At 60.5% G+C, this 17,696-nt stretch carries 12 protein-coding genes and 1 pseudogene; 4 read left to right on the forward strand and 9 right to left on the reverse strand.

What is annotated here, in order from left to right:
- The 3 genes and pseudogenes from NG698_RS19255 to NG698_RS19265 all read right to left on the reverse strand — a co-directional run.
- Window positions 1–653, reverse strand: a pseudogene (locus tag NG698_RS19255) (transposase family protein); the annotation flags it as partial.
- Between the two features lie 701 nt (window positions 654–1,354).
- Window positions 1,355–2,710 carry an MFS transporter gene (locus tag NG698_RS19260; protein WP_252611725.1) on the reverse strand — a complete coding sequence of 452 codons (1,356 nt, stop codon included), beginning with the start codon at window positions 2,708–2,710 and terminating at the stop codon, window positions 1,355–1,357.
- A gap of 387 nt (window positions 2,711–3,097) precedes the next feature.
- A complete protein-coding gene (locus NG698_RS19265) occupies window positions 3,098–4,624 on the reverse strand; it encodes a class I adenylate-forming enzyme family protein (protein WP_252611727.1) in 1,527 nt (508 codons plus the stop codon).
- A gap of 569 nt (window positions 4,625–5,193) precedes the next feature.
- Between NG698_RS19265 and NG698_RS19270 the strand changes: the two genes are divergently transcribed.
- From NG698_RS19270 to pntB, 3 genes are all read left to right on the forward strand, one after another.
- Window positions 5,194–6,420 carry a lipase family protein gene (locus NG698_RS19270; protein WP_252611729.1) on the forward strand — a complete coding sequence of 409 codons (1,227 nt, stop codon included), beginning with the start codon at window positions 5,194–5,196 and terminating at the stop codon, window positions 6,418–6,420.
- A 145-nt stretch (window positions 6,421–6,565) separates the two neighbouring features.
- Window positions 6,566–8,125: a Re/Si-specific NAD(P)(+) transhydrogenase subunit alpha gene (locus tag NG698_RS19275; protein ID WP_252611803.1), complete on the forward strand. Its 1,560-nt coding sequence runs from the start codon at window positions 6,566–6,568 to the stop codon at window positions 8,123–8,125.
- A complete protein-coding gene (pntB, locus tag NG698_RS19280) occupies window positions 8,122–9,642 on the forward strand; it encodes a Re/Si-specific NAD(P)(+) transhydrogenase subunit beta (RefSeq protein ID WP_252611731.1) in 1,521 nt (506 codons plus the stop codon). Before NG698_RS19275 ends, pntB begins: the two co-directional genes overlap by 4 nt.
- Before the next feature lie 1,318 nt (window positions 9,643–10,960).
- Here the strand turns inward: pntB and istB are convergent.
- The 6 genes from istB to NG698_RS19300 all read right to left on the reverse strand — a co-directional run bounded on the left by istB (window position 10,961) and on the right by NG698_RS19300 (window position 15,966).
- Window positions 10,961–11,692, reverse strand: a complete 732-nt coding sequence (gene istB / locus NG698_RS19285; RefSeq protein ID WP_252611733.1) for an IS21-like element helper ATPase IstB — start codon at window positions 11,690–11,692, stop codon at window positions 10,961–10,963.
- Window positions 11,689–13,155 carry an IS21 family transposase gene (gene istA / locus NG698_RS19290; RefSeq protein WP_252611735.1) on the reverse strand — a complete coding sequence of 489 codons (1,467 nt, stop codon included), beginning with the start codon at window positions 13,153–13,155 and terminating at the stop codon, window positions 11,689–11,691. Before istA ends, istB begins: the two co-directional genes overlap by 4 nt.
- Window positions 13,156–13,531: 376 nt before the next feature.
- A complete protein-coding gene (locus NG698_RS22105; protein WP_509908528.1) occupies window positions 13,532–14,005 on the reverse strand; it encodes a Pycsar system effector family protein in 474 nt (157 codons plus the stop codon).
- 91 nt (window positions 14,006–14,096) lie between these two features.
- Window positions 14,097–14,708: a type II CBASS E2 protein gene (locus tag NG698_RS22110; protein ID WP_509908529.1), complete on the reverse strand. Its 612-nt coding sequence runs from the start codon at window positions 14,706–14,708 to the stop codon at window positions 14,097–14,099.
- Window positions 14,709–14,723: 15 nt separating this feature from the next.
- Window positions 14,724–15,530, reverse strand: coding sequence for an adenylate/guanylate cyclase domain-containing protein (locus NG698_RS19295; protein ID WP_252611737.1), 807 nt, complete (start codon window positions 15,528–15,530; stop codon window positions 14,724–14,726).
- A gap of 97 nt (window positions 15,531–15,627) precedes the next feature.
- Window positions 15,628–15,966, reverse strand: coding sequence for a DUF3892 domain-containing protein (locus tag NG698_RS19300; RefSeq protein WP_252611739.1), 339 nt, complete (start codon window positions 15,964–15,966; stop codon window positions 15,628–15,630).
- 907 nt (window positions 15,967–16,873) lie between these two features.
- Between NG698_RS19300 and NG698_RS19305 the strand changes: the two genes are divergently transcribed.
- A complete protein-coding gene (locus NG698_RS19305; protein ID WP_252611741.1) occupies window positions 16,874–17,632 on the forward strand; it encodes a DeoR/GlpR family DNA-binding transcription regulator in 759 nt (252 codons plus the stop codon).
- The last annotated feature ends 64 nt before the right edge of the window (window positions 17,633–17,696 follow it).

Here is a 17,696-nt window from a genome sequence, read left to right on the forward strand (position 1 = left end):
ACGGCCGGGTCCATGCGCGCGGTCACCGAGACCTCCGCCCCGCCGGCCAGGGCCGCGGAAACCGCGGCATGGCCGTAGAAGGCCGAATCGAAACGGCAGAGCAGCCGCCCGCCGACGTGGACGCGCTTGAGGGTGGACAGGGCGTCGGTGATCAGACGGTTGGCGCCGCGGGCCGAGTTTGCCGCACCCTTGCGCAGCCGCTGGGCGGTGATCACCGGGGCGGTGTCCTTCGTCGAGGCTATGGCCAGCAGCGCGTTCAGGCCGCGGACCCCGGAGTACCCGTAGCCGGAGCCCTGCTTGGAATAGCCGTGGACCTCGATGATCGTGTCGTCGACATCCACGAACACGAAGTCACTGGCGGCGGGTGCTCCCAGCAGCGGGGCCCGGGTCCCCAGATTGGCCAGGAAGCGGGACGCGACCGCGTCCAGCTGCCGCACGTGCCCGAAAGTGAAGGACCGCAGAAACGAACCCAGCGTCGAGGGCGCGTAACAGGCGCTGAAGAGCCGCTTCATCCCGCCGTGGCGCAGCAAGGCCATGTCCTCGATCGAATCGGCGCCGGCGACCATCCCGGCGACCAGGGACGCGACCTTCAGCCCGGCGTTCGCGCCCTTGTCCGTCGGGACCGACAGCCACTCATCGGCGAGCCCATGCAGGNTTTACGAGATGCCTCTCTTTTCGGTGGTCAATGGGTTCTAGACAAGCTCCATTTTCCTTGAAAAGGGCATTCTCGGTTTAAACCGCCGTCGGCGCCCCGAGCAACATCGGTGGATCAAGGCTAAGCACCAGCTTTGCCCCGCTGCCCGCTTTCGTTGCGCTGGCTGGGGACTAACGCGCTGGTTGGGGATTAATGTGTCAGGCAGCGTACTGGTCACCCGAGTCATTCTTCACGAACCTCCTCGCAGGGTTCACCCGGTCTCCCCAAACGATACTGTCCTATGCAGAAAGGCCGCAGTGTCCTGGTCTACCGAGTAGTGGCCACGCAGGGCGGGTGACCGGAGCTGATTTTCTGCGTCCGGGATACCTCTCATCCTCCACTCGCCACCAGCATTCTTGACAATAAGTGGGGGGCGCCTCGACACGTGGTCGGGATATTGTAGCCAACCACCTCGAGGAACAGGCCGGCTGCAACCCCCGGGGCTGATTTTAGGAAGACGGTCGTGCTTCAGAACCAGCCACAGCGGATTGCCTTCCTCGACCCTCCCTTTAGCCTGAGCATTCTTCACTCAACCATAGTCAGAGAAGAGGCATAATCGTCGAGATGACATTCAGGAAGGCCAACCTGAGCCCCTGACGTGATCAGGGGCTCAGGTGGTAGGTGACGTTGACTGTTTCAGAGCGTCACTTTCATGGTGGGCTACACCTTTTGGGGATCAGCCTGCTCCTCAGCGCGTGAAGCCGAAGCGGTGCGCCGGTAGTTGTCATCCATTCGCAGGGCGATGACTCCTGCCATGAGAAGCAGTCCAGCCATCAGGAAGTAGACCACATCTTGATTGCCAGTGAGGTCCGTGACAAAGCCTGTCAGATACGGACCGACGAACCCGCCGATGCCGCCGAGGCTGTTGATCAACGCCGTTGCGGCGGCGGCTGCCACACCGGCGACGACCTTTGGAACGATAGCGAAGATGGTCGGGGCGATCGAGGAGAGCCCAAAGGCCGTGACCGACAACATAGCAATCAGGGCATAAGGGTTGTCCACGAAGGCAGCGCCGATGGCACCAAGGGCACCGATGGATGCGCCAATCAGCGTGACCTTGCCGGGCCGGCCGGTCCGGTCTGCTACCCGGGAGAGGACCAGTGCGCCGACGATCGCGCAGATCCAAGGGATCGCGGTCAGCCCTGACTGGGCGGCTGCGGAGAACACGATGCCGTATTGGGCCTTGAAGCCAGCCACAATCGAGGGCAGGAAGAATGTCAGGCTGTAGGCGCTGAAGGGGAGTGCGAACATGGCCAGGGAGAGCAGGAGGACCTTGGGGTTTTTCAGTGCTGCCCCGACGCTGTGGCTGGTGTCCGTGGGGACGTCTTCTTCCCGGGCGATGGCAGCCAGCAAAGCCGTGCGCTCTTGGGTGCTGAGCCAAGTGGCCTTGGCCGGTGAGTCGAGCAGGATGAACCACGCGGCGATGCCGGCGGCAATCGCCGCGATGCCGGTGATCAGAATCATGGTCCGCCATCCGGCCAGCCCGGGAATGAGTTGGGTTGATCCACTCACGAGCCAGGACATGACCGGGCCGGCCACCGCGTTGGTGGCAAAGGGCACGAGGAGGAAGAGTGAAAATGCCCAAACCCGGCGGCTCTTGGGGATCCAGTACATGAGGTAGACCAGCACGCCCGGGGCGAAGCCGGCCTCGGCAACACCAAGCAGGAAGCGGGCACCGATCAACCATCCGGAGGACGGAACGAAGGCCATGAGTGCCTGAATGATGCCCCAGGTGACTATGATCCGGGTGAGCCAGATACGTGCGCCGAACTTTTGCATCGCGACGTTGCTCGGCACCTCAAACAGAATGTAGCCGGCAAAGAAGATGCCAGAGGCCAGTCCGAAGAGGGTGGCCGACATCTCGAGATCTTTCATCATGCCGTGGGGGGCGGCGAAACTGATGGCGATCCGGTCGACGAAGGAAATGAAGTACAGCAGTCCGATGAAGGGCATGATGCGCCACAGGACTTTATTTACGACTGCGCGATCTGCGCTGGGCCTATCGATAGAGCTCATGAATTTTTCTCCTTTGAAAAAGTTGATTTGAGCTGGGTAGTGCAATATTCGGGGTCAGTTGAAGGGAAAGCGCTCGGTCCCGGACGTTTTGAGCTGCCGTAAGAACGATCGAGTGGATTGGAGGTTCGCGTCTGGGCCGGTTCGTTATGTCGAGGCCGTGCTGTCCGGAGGGAAGATCTTGCCGTTGTGCCGCCAGCTACGCCGGCTACCCGACGACTGGGGCTTCGAGGTCTACCGGCCAGCCACGACTACTATCAGGACAAAGTTCTACCCGCCACGCATGGTGGCGGCACCGTTGAGGACACCCGTTACACCGCCTGCAGGCTCCATCTCAGCAGCCCACCGCCTAGGTCTAAACACCCGGACCTAATGCCGACGGCCACTGGTTCATCGCCCGATACCCACCGACTCGAGTTCCGCCCGTAGCACGTGCTTCAGGATCTTTCCGGACGGATTCCGCGGGATGTTATGAACGATGAGCTGCCTCGGGGCCTTGTAGTCGGCGATCTGCGTCATGCTCCACACGCGCAGCTCCTCAAGAGTGGGGTTCGTTCCTTCCCTGGGTACGATGACCGCGAGGACACTCTCGCCGAACTCAGGATGGGGGACCCCCAAAACAGCTGCATCCATAATGTCAGGGTGGGCCATAAGTGCGTTCTCGACCTCGACCGAATAGATGTTTCGGCCGCCCGAAATTATCATGTCCTTGAGCCGGTCAACCAGAGTGATGTATCCCTGCTCGTCGATCCTGGCGATGTCCCCCGTGTGGAGCCAGCCGTCGTGAAGCACGGCCTCCGTCGCGTCCGGCTTGTTCCAGTATCGCTTCATGATCGTCTCTCCGCGCAGGACGATTTCCCCGACTTCGCCCGCGGGAACGTCGTCGCCATATGCATCGATTACCCGAAACTCCGTGTTGGGCAACGCGAACCGACCACTCGCGTCAGGCCTCGCGCGTACGTCAGCAGGTCCGGAGTAGATGCCACCTGGGCCCCCTTCGGTCTGACCACACAACTGATACAAGTTAACGGACGGGAGGCTCTCAATCAGTTGGCCAACTACCGAGGCTGGCATTGGAGCCGCGCCGAACATGCCGACGCGCCATTGCGTGAGGTCCAAACTGGCCAGGTTCTCCACGCGAAGTAGTGCCTGGTACATGGTAGGCACACCAAAAAAAACACTAATCTTCTGGTCGGACATCGCCTGGGCAACAACGGCCGGATCGAAAGCAGGAAGGATGGTGTGGGTGGAGGCCGTCATCGTTCCGGGGAACAGCATCAAGCACAGCTCCGCAGCATGATAGAGCGGCGCTACATGGAGCATGTTTTCCTCCTCGCGCATTCCCCACACTGCCGACATGTTGATGCCGACCCAGATTGAACGATGATGGTCGAAGAGTGCACCTTTGGGACGGCCGGTAGTGCCAGAGGTGTAGATGAGCATCGCATCGTCTGATTCGGCTGGCCAGTCCGCAAGCGGAGCGAGCGTGCTGGTCTCGGCGGCCGCCGTCAGATCTTCCAGGCCTGCCGCGGGCCCAAGTGTCATCACGATCGTCGAGGTGCTCGCAGCTCCAGCCTCAGCCAGGTCAGCAAGCGCCGGTGCCGCAATCACCAATGACGCACCTGAATCTTCGATCAAGTAGGTCATTTCCGGCGGCGCGCTACGTGGATTCGCCGGCACAAGAATCGCACCCGTTCGGAGAATCGCGTAGGCGGCCACGACAAAGGAGTCCGAGTTTCCCGACACCAGCAGAACTCGATCGCCCTTAGTGACTCCCTTTTCGGCAATGACAGCAGCCATCCGCTCGACCCGGGCCGCGAGCTGATGGTAGGTCTGGACACGCCCTTCGAAAATCAGGGCAGGCCGAGATGGGTTGCGAGCTGCGGTAGCTCGCAGTATGTCCGATAGTGATGGCATCGTTGCCGCCTTTTATAAGTAATCGTGCGAAGTGACTGAGCGTTAGGGAGAATGTAGCAGGCCAGCCCCCTGCTTGTCGATGCCCATTTACGGCCGTCGCATACTCCACCCAACAACCGATGAAGCGACAGCACGGACAATCTCCTTGAATACCGCGCCGCATTCCTCATCGCCGCTGTCCTGTTCAGGCTCGCTGATGCAACGCCGACAAACCGTCACAACCAAGCAGCGGTGCACGGGGGCGGGACAAGGACCTGAACCACCTGTCGTGACAAGTTCTCCGGGTGATGGTCAGGTCCGTGCAGGTAACCCTGCGCAGCACCTAAGGACGGACCCGTGTCGCGAGGGCTTCCCAAACTAGGCGGCCGTCCTATTTCGCTGTTTTAGTCTCGGCGGCCATAGACAGCTCAAGTGAACGGTCGTAAGGTTGGGACTGCGCTCAATAAGTTATCACTTCAGAGACATGCGGCCCGATAATGGCATGTTTCAGGCGCCAACATAGCCCCGTACGCGCTTTGCGCGCGTCTCCAGAGGGACGTGATCAGGTCAAACCATCGAGGAGAAATGTAATGAGAAATTTCCAAAAGCGCAGCAGGACGGTCACCGCTGCTCTGCTCGCCTCCCTCTTAACTGTCCTATCCGCAGGCGGAGTCGCGCACGCAGATATTGTTCTGGACCCGGCGGTGAACACGGTCCCTCACCCGCTTTCGGACGCCTTCTATGCTCAGCCGAAGTCCTTCGGCGGCAAGGCAGCGGGCGAGATTCTCAATAGTCGGCAGGTGACAGTGACTCAGCTCGGCGTCCCGGTGCCGTTCGAGGCCCACCAGGTGCAGTACGTCAGTACGGACACTGTTGGGAAAGCCCAGGCCAACGTCGCTACCATCCTTAAGCCGCTGAATACGACTGGGGCCCCAAAATTGGTGTCCTACCAGACCCCAATAAATAGTCTTTCCTACAGCTGCGACCCGTCCTATAGGTTGCGGAATGGCTCCGAGGACGAGTTGAGGAACATCGAAACTCTGCTCGCTCAAGGTTGGACCGTTGTTGTGCCTGACTTCCTTGGACCCGACCACCAGTGGGCCGCCGGTTATGTGGAGGCCAAAGGTACGTTGGATGGGATCCGCGCGGCAATAGCCTTCGCCCCGGCAGGGTTGAGTGGCACCGCAACCCCGGTCGGACTGACCGGATACTCGGGCGGCGCCCGAGGTACCGCATATGCAAACGAACTAGCTGGTGCCTATGCGCCAGAGCTGAACATCGTTGGCGCGGCGCCAGGTGGTCTCGCCGTTAACGTTAAAGATGTCTTTCGAGGGGCCAACGGCGGCGCGTTCGCGGGTGTCTATTTCGCAGGTCTCCTCGGCCTGGACCGCGCGTACCCGGAGATGCGCATCGACTCACTGCTAAGTGCCGAGGGGAAGAAAATGAAAGAGGATATCGGCAGCATGTGCATCGAAGAGTTCATCGCTACCTATGCGACACAAAGTATAGAGAGCTATACCGTAGACGGTATCGACCCTCTAAACCTGGCGAAGGTTCAGTCTGTGATGAACGAGATTGAGGGCGGGCAATACGGTAGGCCGAACGCGCCTGTCCACTTCTATATGGCCAGTCACGACGAGCTCGTGGTTCCAGCTAACGCGGACAAGCTCGTGCAGCATTACTGTGAAGAGGGCGTGAAGGTGCAGTACATAAAGTACCCAGGTGAACACGTCACAGCTCAAGTCACGGGGTTCCCCGGAGCCGTTGCTTGGCTCGCCGACCGATTCGCCGGGAAGCCGGCCCCAAGCAGTTGTTAACGGCTGGTCGCCACAAAGGGCGTGTCTCCTAAGAGGGCAACACACGACTCGACCGAGCACCATCGAGAAGGCTAGGGGCTCTTAGGAGGAAGTGTTCAGCACCGGCATTTGACCACCAGACACGTTAGGCATGAGAGAGAGCAAAGTGACATCTATAGGGATCGTGGCGGAGTTAGGCCAGGAGAGCCGCGTGGCGGCCACGCCTGTAACCGTAAAACAACTGCTGGGGTTGGGCTACGAGGTTGTGGTCGAGAAGGGTGCGGGGGAGTCCGCGTCGTTCCGGGATGAGGCGTATGCCGAAGCGGGTGCTGCGATTGTGGGTGCTGATGAGGCTTGGGGCAGTGACGTGGTGTTGCGGGTAAATCCGCCCACTGAGGACGAGATAGGCCGCCTAGCTGTAGGGGCAACGCTGATCGGGTCGCTTAGCCCAGGCCTGCGCCCGGAGCTGGTGGAGGCTTTGGCGGCCCGTCCTATCACAGCGCTGGCATTGGATGCTGTGCCGAGAATTTCGCGGGCGCAGTCGATGGACGTGCTTAGTTCGATGGCGAACATTGCCGGGTACCGGGCGGTGATTGAAGCTGCGCATGAATTCGGCAGATTTTTCACGGGCCAGGTCACGGCGGCGGGCAAGGTTGCGCCGGCGAAGGTTCTGGTTGCTGGGGCAGGGGTCGCCGGGTTGGCGGCGATCGGTGCGGCGAGCAGCCTCGGTGCTATCGTCCGGGCTACCGACCCGCGGCCGGAGGTCGCCGACCAGGTGAAGTCCATCGGCGGGACCTACCTCAAGGTTGAGGTTGAGGAGGAGATGAACTCCTCCGATGGGTACGCGAAAGCCACGTCTGAGGCGTACAACGCCCGGGCCGCTGAAATCTATTCGGAGCAGGCTCGGGATGTGGACATCATCATCACCACGGCCCTGATTCCTGGGCGTCCGGCGCCGAAGCTGCTCACGGCCGAGGACGTGGCGGGGATGAAGCCGGGCAGCGTGATTGTGGACATGGCCGCCGGGCAGGGCGGGAATGTGGACGGCTCCGTCGCTGGGGAACGGATCATGACGGACAACGGGGTGGTGATCCTGGGCTACACGGATCTTCCGGCCCGGCTGCCGGCCCAGGCGTCCCAGCTGTACGGGACGAACATGCTGAACCTGCTCAAACTCCTGACCAAGGACAAAGACGGGGTGCTTCGGATCGACTTTGATGACGTGGTGCAGCGTTCGGTGACGGTGGTGCGCGATGGCGAGAAGACGTGGCCGCCACCCCCGGTCCAGGTCTCCGCTGCACCCGCGGCCAAGATGGACGCAGCCCCGGCCGCTGAAAGCACTGCCCCTAAGAAGAAGCAAGGCCTCAGCGCCGCGGGTAAGGCCGGGCTGTTCGCCGCGGGCATTGCTGCGTTGTTCCTGGTGAACGCTGTTGCCCCGGCGCCGTTGCCCCAGCATTTCACGGTGCTGATGCTCTCGATCGTGGTCGGCTTCTACGTGATCGGGAAGGTCCACCATGCCCTGCATACGCCGCTGATGTCCGTCACGAACGCGATCTCGGGGATCATCGTGGTCGGGGCGCTGCTGCAGGTCACCTCCGAGAACCCGGTGATGCAGGTTCTCGCCGCCGTCGCGGTGCTCCTGGCCAGCATTAACATCTTCGGTGGTTTCGCTGTGACCAGGCGGATGCTCGCGATGTTCTCCCGTGGAGACGGGGCCCGTAGATGAGCGCCGTAACCGAAGCAGCAGCCCGAATCGTCTCGAGGAGCCTTACCGTGTCTGACACCGTCTCCGGTCCGTTGACCGCCGACTCCATCGCCGGGGCGGCCTACATCGTCGCGGCCCTGCTGTTCATCCTCAGCCTCGCCGGGCTGAGCAAGCATGAGAAAGCCCGGGCAGGGGTGATCTACGGCATCACCGGAATGGTCATCGCCCTCGCAGCGACGATCTGGCTGACCCTGCAGGACGCCTGGGGCACCGGCCATGGTCTGACCGGCCTGGTCCTGCTCCTGGCCGCGGTGCTGGTCGGCGGCGCCATCGGGCTCTGGCGCGCCCGGGTCGTGGAAATGACCGGCATGCCTGAACTGATCGCGCTGCTGCACAGCTTCGTGGGCCTCGCCGCGGTGCTGGTGGGCTGGAACGGCCACCTTGAAGCCCCGGACCTGTCCGCAGACCTGAGGGCGATTCATCATGCTGAGGTGTTCATCGGGGTGTTCATCGGCGCCGTCACGTTCACGGGCTCGATCGTAGCGTTCCTGAAACTCTCGGCGAGGATGAAGTCCTCACCGCTGATGCTTCCGGGCAAGAACGCGATCAACCTCGGCGCCCTCGCCGCGTTCATCGCCCTGACCGTCTGGTACGTCAACGACTCCCAGCTCTCGCTCCTCATCGTGGTCACCCTCCTCGCCCTCGGGCTGGGCTGGCACCTGGTGGCCTCCATCGGCGGCGGCGACATGCCCGTGGTCGTGTCCATGCTCAACAGCTACTCCGGCTGGGCCGCAGCCGCCGCGGGCTTCCTGCTGAACAACGACCTGCTCATCATCACCGGTGCCCTGGTCGGCTCCTCCGGCGCCTACCTGTCCTACATCATGTGCAAGGCCATGAACCGGTCCTTCATCTCCGTGATCGCCGGCGGCTTCGGCATCGCCGCGCCCGCCGCAGCCGACGCAGAGGACGGCGAGCACCGCGAAATCACGGCCCAGGCCACCGCCGAGATGCTGACCAACGCCTCCAGCGTCGTCATCACCCCCGGCTACGGCATGGCAGTGGCCCAGGCCCAGTACCCCGTCGCCGAACTCGCCCACCAGCTCCGCGAACGCGGCGTGAACGTCCGGTTCGGTATCCACCCGGTCGCCGGACGCCTGCCCGGGCACATGAACGTGCTCCTCGCCGAAGCAAAAGTCCCCTACGACATCGTCCTGGAAATGGACGAAATCAACGAAGACCTGGGCGACACCTCCGTAGTCCTCGTGATCGGCGCGAACGACACGGTGAACCCCTCAGCGGCCGAAGACCCGGGCAGCCCTATTGCAGGCATGCCCGTGCTGAGGGTCTGGGAAGCCGAGAACGTCGTAGTGTTCAAACGCTCCATGGCCACCGGGTACGCAGGTGTACAAAACCCTCTATTCTTCCGCGATAACTCGCAAATGCTATTCGGCGACGCCAAACAACGCGTCGAAGACATCCTCCGAGTTCTAGCAGAATTCCCCGCGCCCGCCAGCCCACAACAGCTAAATTTCCGCTGACCAACCTCTTCTGGAACTCGCCCCGTCTGATTGAAGGCCATGTTTAAACGCAGAGTGACTCCTCATAATCCGTCACCGGATTCGTCACGCCCCTCTGTCCGTAAACAGGCACAGCGAGCAGACGACGAACAAGGACTTTCCCGCCCGGCTCGCACTATCGACGAAATCACTGGTTCACCTTGGGTTGGACTGCACTATAGACACGAGTTCCTACTGCATTACAAGCACGAGCTACTGGAGTAGCATGCCAGCTGCTCATGGAGGCTGCCACGGAACTCCAAGCAGAGTTACTGTTGCAGCGACTGCCCAAAATGGCGTGAAGAGTGCCAGCTCTTACCGAGAGGACTAGGAAAAACCATGCTGCCAGCCAGCTCCAATATCACGGTTAGAGTCGGGGATCCTGTTTCCAGAGACCGACAACTAGAGGAGGCCACTTCACTACTTCGCGAGATGGCTACGGATTGTGGCATTCTCGTAACCAGGATCAAGTACACAACATTCAGCATTGCGCTCAGCACCGATGTCGCGTACGGCCTCACCCGGGAAGTCGATTTGCTGTGAGGAGAACGGGCATCCGTTTACTAAGGATCTGATGAAAACGTCGGCGGTGGGGACCGAATTCAGGTGCTCCAAGGCTTTTTTATTGGCGGGCGAACACTAGTTCCATAATCGCAGGGTCTTCACTAAATGCGATGGGGCTTCGGCGCTACTATGTCGACTGGATGATTTGGAGAGCATGGAAACCCGCGAGGCAAGGCATGAGCCACAGAGGCCATCAATCAAGACGCAGGACATTTTTCAGGTAGCTTCTTCGTTAATCCAGGAACTGTCAGTCGAAATCAATCATCAGGTCATGCTCCTCGAGGCGTCATCTGCTGATTCGTCCCGAGACCCCGACAATGTGACCGCCTTCAGTTGGATTCGACGATCCCTGGACGACATCGAAGCCACTATTATTGGACTGGCCGAAGTAGAACGCCGCCCTCCCGCAGCATTAGCCAGAGACGCTCTCATCGGAAGGATCCCGTTCCCTAGGACAACGGATCCTGAGATAGAAAGCATCTCTGTGGTCGTTGGTAGGCCCGCCAAACTGCTAGCCGACCAGACCTTTCTGCGCTGCAGGTGGACGCCAGATGCCGCTATTGCCGGGACACGAAGGGCACCCGAAACCCCTACAAAATGGGGCTTGATTGGCTGGCTGCCAACGACCCGTCGGACCGCTCCCCCGCCGTTTGTGTTTCGTCAACTTTAAGTAGGCCATTTCAGCGCTAAGAATCAGGCCACCTCGGCACGTTTCCGGGCCATTTCAGCTGTTTGGTTATTTCATCAGGGCATTTTTGACCCGGTAGGACTCACCACGGAATTGCAGCAGGCGCCCGTGGTGCACCAGCCGATCGATGACGGCGGCAGCCATATTGTCGTCCCCGAACACCGTTCCCCAGCGGGAGAATTCGAGGTTGGTGGTGATGATCAGGCTGCGTTTTTCGTAGCTGTCGGCGATGACCTGGAACAGCAGTCTGGCCCCTTCGGTGTCGATCGGGAGGTAGCCCAGTTCGTCGATGGCCAGGACCTTGTTTTTGGCCAAGCCAGCGAGCTCCTTGTCCAGCCTGTCTTCGTCCTTGGCCCTGCGCAGCATCATAACCAGGGCCGAGGTGGTGAAGAACCTGGCCGGGATGCCCTGCCGGCAGGCGGCTGCCACCAGGGCGCTGGCCATGTGGGTTTTGCCGGTCCCCACATCCCCGTAGAGAACCAGGTCCTGGGCCCGGGTGATGAACTCCAGGGACTCGAGGGGTTCGCGGCCGTAGTCCTCGGGGAACCTGACACTGGTGTAGTCGAATCCCGTGAGTGTTTTCAGGGCAGGGAGCCTCGCGGATTTCAGCAACCGCTGGCGGCGTGATTCCTGCCGGGATTCGTGTTCGGCCAGCAGCACCCCGTGCAGGTATTCGCGCTGTTTCGGGGTGCCTTTCTCGGCCCATTCGGTCAACACGCTGCCGGTCAGTGAGGCATGTTTGCCTGCTTCGAGGATGTCCTGGACGGTGATCGGGTTCATGCGACTTCTCCGGTGCTCGTGTTCAGGGTGGTGAAGGTGTCATAGACGCTTAAGTCCACGTTGGCGGCGGCCGGTTCGGTGCCGTGGGCCAGCCGGCGGGCGAGCATCCCCAGAGCTGCCATGTCCGGAGTGTCCCCACGCCGGATCAGCGTGTCGGCGGCGGCCATCGCGGCGTCGAAGCCGGCGGACCCGGTCGCGGCATCCACCGCGTTGAGCAGGCGGCGACGGTCCGTGGGCGCCGCGGCATCGAGCCAGTCGCGGACCAGGTCGGTGACCAGGGCCCGCAACGGGGAATGGCTCCAGGCGCCGGGCTTGGTCACCAGCAGCGGAACCAGAGACTCGGGGTCGAAGATCGTCTCGGCCTGCCGGCCGAACACCCGGTCAAAGGACCGGATCGGCTCGGAGTGCTCATCCAGGATCTGCACCACGTCGTGGCGCAAACCGACGGTGAGCATCCGCCCATGGAAGGAGGACCCGGCGGCGTAGGTGTTCCCGTCAATGAGCAGGTTCCCGGTTTTGTCGGCCTTGCGCGATTCGTAGCGCACCGGGTCGAACCCGACCCCGGGCAACGCCAGGGATGAGGCAACGTCGTGGGTGAACAGTTCGCCCAAGGGCAGGCCCTTGCGGTAATGCGTGGTGGTGGCCAACGCGTCGCACCGGGCCATGAGCACCTCGTTCAAGGCCTGCAGGCTGGAGGCCACAGGTTCGGGAACCATGAGGTTACGGCGCAGGAACCCGACCGCGTTTTCCACGTTCCCTTTTTCATGCCCGGAGTAGGGGTTGCAGTAGCGGGATTCGGAGCGGTAGTGCAGTTTGAACGCGCCGAACAGTTTCGTCTCCACGACCTTGGTGCCGACCCGGCGTCCGATGCCGGTGGCGTTATCAAAGACCAGGTGCCTCGGTGCGGCCCCGATGTGCTCGAACACCCTCCGCAGTCCGTGGCAGACGCATTCGGCGGTTTCGCCGCGGTATGCCTGCACGAAGCGCATGTTCGAGAACGGGAAGGTCACCACCAGGATGTGCAGGATCTGCCGGATCCCGGCGATGATGGCCTCAGCCTGCCCGAAGTCGACCTGCGCGGTCCCGGCCGGCCACACCAACTCGGTGAAACCCTCACCAGCGATCCTGTTACGGGCCGTCCATTTCTTCACGAACCGCTGCACCGGGGAATACGTGCCGGTGAAACCATGCTCATCCACGAGCCGGTCAAAGACGCGTTTGGCCGTATGCCGCTGCTTGCGGTTCCGGCGCTGGTCCTCGCCCAGCCACGCTTCGATAATGTGCTCGAACCCGGTGAGCACCGAAGCTCCGCGCCGGGCCAGCGGCACCGGCGGTTCAGGGGAGTAGTTCTCCTGATCGGCGTACTTCGTCACCGAGGACCGGCTGACGCCCAGCCTCCGGGCGATCTCCCGGCCCGGGACTCCCTGGGAGTCCAGCCTTCTGATATTTTCTTGTACGGACATGGGTACCGTCATCTGCTTTCCAGCCCTTCCGGCGCACACGCTTCGCAATGGCAGCGCCGTAAGGAACCTATCTGGGGGTGGCGGGCCCATGTCCCTGACACTCTGGGAAGGGCACCGGCCACCGGGTGATCTCTATCTCCAGGCAAACCCCCGAAACCATGATTTCGGGAAGAAAAAACTGGCCTGATTCTTACCGCTCTTTTGGCCTGAAACGAGCCACCAACTTGGCTCAAATTCCTGGCTGAAACGGCCTACAGATAGTCGATCACACACAGCCGTTTTCGCCGAGCCGATAATGGACCTTCCGTCAAGCTACGGCGGAGTGCCGGACCGGGCGGCCTGCCTCAATAAAGGACTCCCAGAGAAAGCTCACCTATTAGGCGGTGGTGAAGAGAATGGATACGCCGACGCATCCCATGCCAAGGAGTACTAGCGCGGCAAACCCATTTACAGCCTTACCGCAAGCACTGAACTTCCGATCAGCGAGGCGTGACAGATCGAGGACTTGTTGCCATGCGTCCATTCGAACTTCTATCTGGCTGGTATGTTCCATTAACTGCTCTGTGGTTGCCTGTACGAGGGAAGGCCAAGCGAAGCGATTAAGGCGTGCGTAATACACCCTGTTCTGCGGTCCGATGGCTCGGACAAGCCAGAACAGTGTCCACATAACTGCGAGGACAGTTCCTGTGGCAAGGCAACTCACGACGGAGGCCGCGATGTAACTTTCCCCCATGGCCTGGGCGATTACCCGAGAATTGTTGATCAGCATTGTTAGGACGACGCCTAGTCCGGCTGTCAGGATGGTTGCCTTTGTGTCAGCAAAGCGGACCCAATTCGCGAGTTGGTCCATGGCCTGGAAGCCACCGTCAGCAGGTTTCCCGTCAGCCGGTTTATGTTCGGCACCCTTCTCCGGTCGTGTAGGAGTGGGGTTCGGCTCCCTTCTAAGCCGCAAGGCTCTGCATCCCTTCGACGGGCCAGCTTCGGGTCATCCGCCATTCCGTGTAGGCAGCAAGCCAATGGGCAGCCCACGACACGACTGTAGCGACCGTATGTTCAGCCGGCTGCCAGTCGCCGGTCGACGCAACGCATAGGCTGCCGTTCAAGTACAGGTGCGGAGCTGGGATCCAGCGCCTGCCTGCGTTGACGCCAAGTCTCGGGCCTAGGACAGCCACCCGGGGGAGACCCTGATCATGGCGGGTCCAGATGGCGACCCAAAACTTGCCGCGCCCTGTATCCAAGGGACCCACCCAGGAGGGACCCCGATCGTCGGACGCCGGAACATACGACCAGGTAGGAAATGCGCTGTCCATCGCCGATCGATGACGAGTGAGTTGATCCTCATTTTCCCACCAAGGGGAATCGCTGGCGTTATCAGTCGGTTCGTCCTCACCTCCGTGGAAGGTGTGGCTGCTGACGGGAGTCACGGCGCCGTATGTCGGGTGAATGGACCTCGAGGAAGAAGTAGTGACGTCGTCGAAGATGATTTGTCCGTCCACGGTTACCCATCTGGGCACATTGATGCCGTGGTGTCGGAGCAGGGCAGCGATGGTCATGACAGTAATCCTCGTTTAGTCGATGCTGATGCTGGCAGTGGATTTTCCATTAATCTGTTGGACGGTGCCGGGGATGAATTTTAGGGTTCTGCGCCAGTGATATTGGTAGAAGTTGTACTTCTTAACCAATCCATCCCGCTGGTAGGTCTTCGGAGATTTTTCATGCCTGCTGAACGTCGTGGCGTCGGGAACCTGCTCAGCTATGCCTTGCCCAATCACGATCTCCCAAGAATTTGCCTGCTTCTCGCACTTTGCCGCGAAGTTAGCGGCGAAACCAAGGGGGTTGACTTCACTTTGCTCATTGTTCCCGCTCCGGACGAACGTAATCCTCCCGTAGTCCAGGCCTGCACGGGCCTGCACGGGAGTGATCCCCAGAGAAGCGAGTCGGGGATTCACCTCTCTCTGGACGGCATCGAGAGCAAAAGCGCAGGCGCTCAACGCCATGGAGCTGTCTATCGGAGCGAATCCTGGACCAAATCCAGCGAAGAGGCCGTCGCCACGGAGTCCTAACGGAAAGCCTCCGAAGGCGCTGACAGTCTCAATGAATCCGGTGAGTATGGCATGGGCGAGGTCTGCGACTTCCGTCTCATCGTCCCAAAAACTGCGTCCAGTGAAGTCAGTCAGATCGATGAACGCCACAACCATGGGCGCGGTGAGGCGTTCACCTACGCGAAGGTTTTCAAAAGTGGGATGGCCGAGAGCTTTGGTTTCAAGAGCCGCGGAAGCCCGGAGCGACTCCTTTACCACCCCACCGCTGGAGCGGCGTACCGAGAAATCCGTCATCACGGTGTTACCGAACATACTTGCTGTGTAATCGCTCATGTTGTCTCCCGTGTTGGGGGCGAAGCATCGCTATGTGAAAGGTACTTCCAAGGGCCGACAATCTGCGTAGGGAACTGAACTGCGCTCGGAAATCCGCTTAGAAGCGGGGAAGGGCGAGGAGGTTGTTGTTCCACGTTTGGTCGGCATATGTCCGGATGTAGGGACGGAGTCCAACCGGCTTGACTACCCCCACTGTGACCTTGCTATTGCGCGGACCAACATACGCATGGCCACCCTGAACGTCGATCCACTCCACTAGAGAGGCCTTGCTGCTGGTGCCCGACTTGGAGTCGCTTTCATCGATCCATTTGAGATCGGTAATGTTCTCGTGGCTGGCGGAAGTACCCGCAAGGCGTATGTGAGTGATTCTGACTGGCAAGGATTTCCTATCGTGGAGGTTTGGGCGGATATTAGGCGTCCGATCACCTAGCCTCACTATTGCAAACGTTTATCAATTGCAAGTCAAGATCCGGTCAAGAAGGCCGAAAGGACGAACCTGCCGGCAACGCCACGCCTACTGACGCGCCTGCCAGACGGGGCCCATACGACCCATGAATCGATCCGGAGCAGGCTATGCCAGCTCCGGCACTACTGCCTGAAGATGACGATCAGGGAGGGCGCAAGCTAAACTGAAATAGGCGTCGTCTGCAACTATCAGCCTGCTTACTTTACGTAACGTCCGTTATCGGCGTTTTAAAATGAGTGGGGGAGCGACCTCAGAAGGGGCTGTGTCCGTTCTCATTTCAGATGTCAGTTTTCGCATTGAACGCGTCAGTGTACGGATTCTGGATAATTCACATTTAAGTTGTCAGCGTCCCGTCACGGCACCGAATGGAAGGCTTATGGCCTTTCAGCCGCCCCGCGAGCTCGTCCTAAGTTACGGAACTGACAACATGAATGAGAAAGAATCCGCCAGATTTTTCTCATCCAATCTGTCAGTTCCCACGTCGCCACTGACAACTACATTGAGAACGGACACTTCGTGGTCAGTGCACGAAGGTCGGAACGTGTGTCACCTTCGCATCCCGCCATGGAGACGACCTGCGGCTATGGGCAATCTTCGAACGGCCCTTCGACCCCTACGTCAGCCCAAAGCTCAGGCACGCCAAGCACGAGGAAATTCACGACGACAGTGAGGCGATCAAGGACGCCTTCCAGAGGCTTGGCCTAGCTCGGAGGAGCGAATACGCCACTCCCCGTCGCCTTGCTTGACCGGAGGCCGCCAGCCCCGAACCTGGCGCCCATACGCCTTCAGAGCTTTGAGAGGCCATTTTCCACGGCAATCTGGACTGGAACGGTCATACTTAACTTTCATTTGGTCATGCGTGATGTATGTTTATCGCATGAACGTAACTGAAAGGCATGGGCATATTCTCGGGCAGCTCCAGCGCGACGGCCGTGTTGTGGTCGCGGAGCTGGCCGGCGAACTGGGCATTTCGGGTGTGACGATTCGCCGGGATCTTGAGGAGCTCGCCGAGACGGGCGTCTTACGACGTGTCCGCGGGGGTGCGGTCAGTGTCCTGACGCGGGGGGAAGGGCTGCCCTTCGCAATGCGCGAAATGGATTCAGCTGAAGTGAAAGACCATATGGCAGTGGCCGTCGCCGCCCTGATCAAAGACGGAGAGGCAGTCGCTGTTGACAGCGGCACCACGGGAGCCGCCGTGGCCCGACGGCTGCATCATCGGCGCCTGACCGTGGCGCCGTTTTCGATTCAAGCTCTTGCACAATTGGCTGGTAGCACGAGCGTCAATCTCGTGTTGCCCGGCGGCAGCGTTCGGGTGGCCGAGGGTTCGTTCATCGGCCCCTTGGCGGAGGCGTCCTTGCAGTCACTCCGTTTCGATACAGCCATTCTGACTTGCTGCGGAGCCTCCTTGGAGGACGGGATAATGGCTCACGACCTTCAAGACGCTGCGGTTAAGCGAGCGATGATTGCGGCGGCGCGGCGGGTTGTCCTGGTCGCCGAAGGGGCGAAGTTCTCCCGATCTGCGATGGCGGTTGTTTGTCCGCTATCGTCCATCGACGTACTCGTGACTGACGATTCGTCACCACATGAACTCCGACAGCGCCTCCATCATGATGGCGTCGAAGTAATCGTCGTGTAGTCCGCGCTGGCCGACCTGGACCGACCGTTGGAAAAGGTTTAATTTTGGAATCTTCTATATCTGA

It is taken from the genome of Pseudarthrobacter raffinosi, assembly GCF_023913735.1.
GTDB lineage: Bacteria > Actinomycetota > Actinomycetes > Actinomycetales > Micrococcaceae > Arthrobacter > Arthrobacter raffinosi.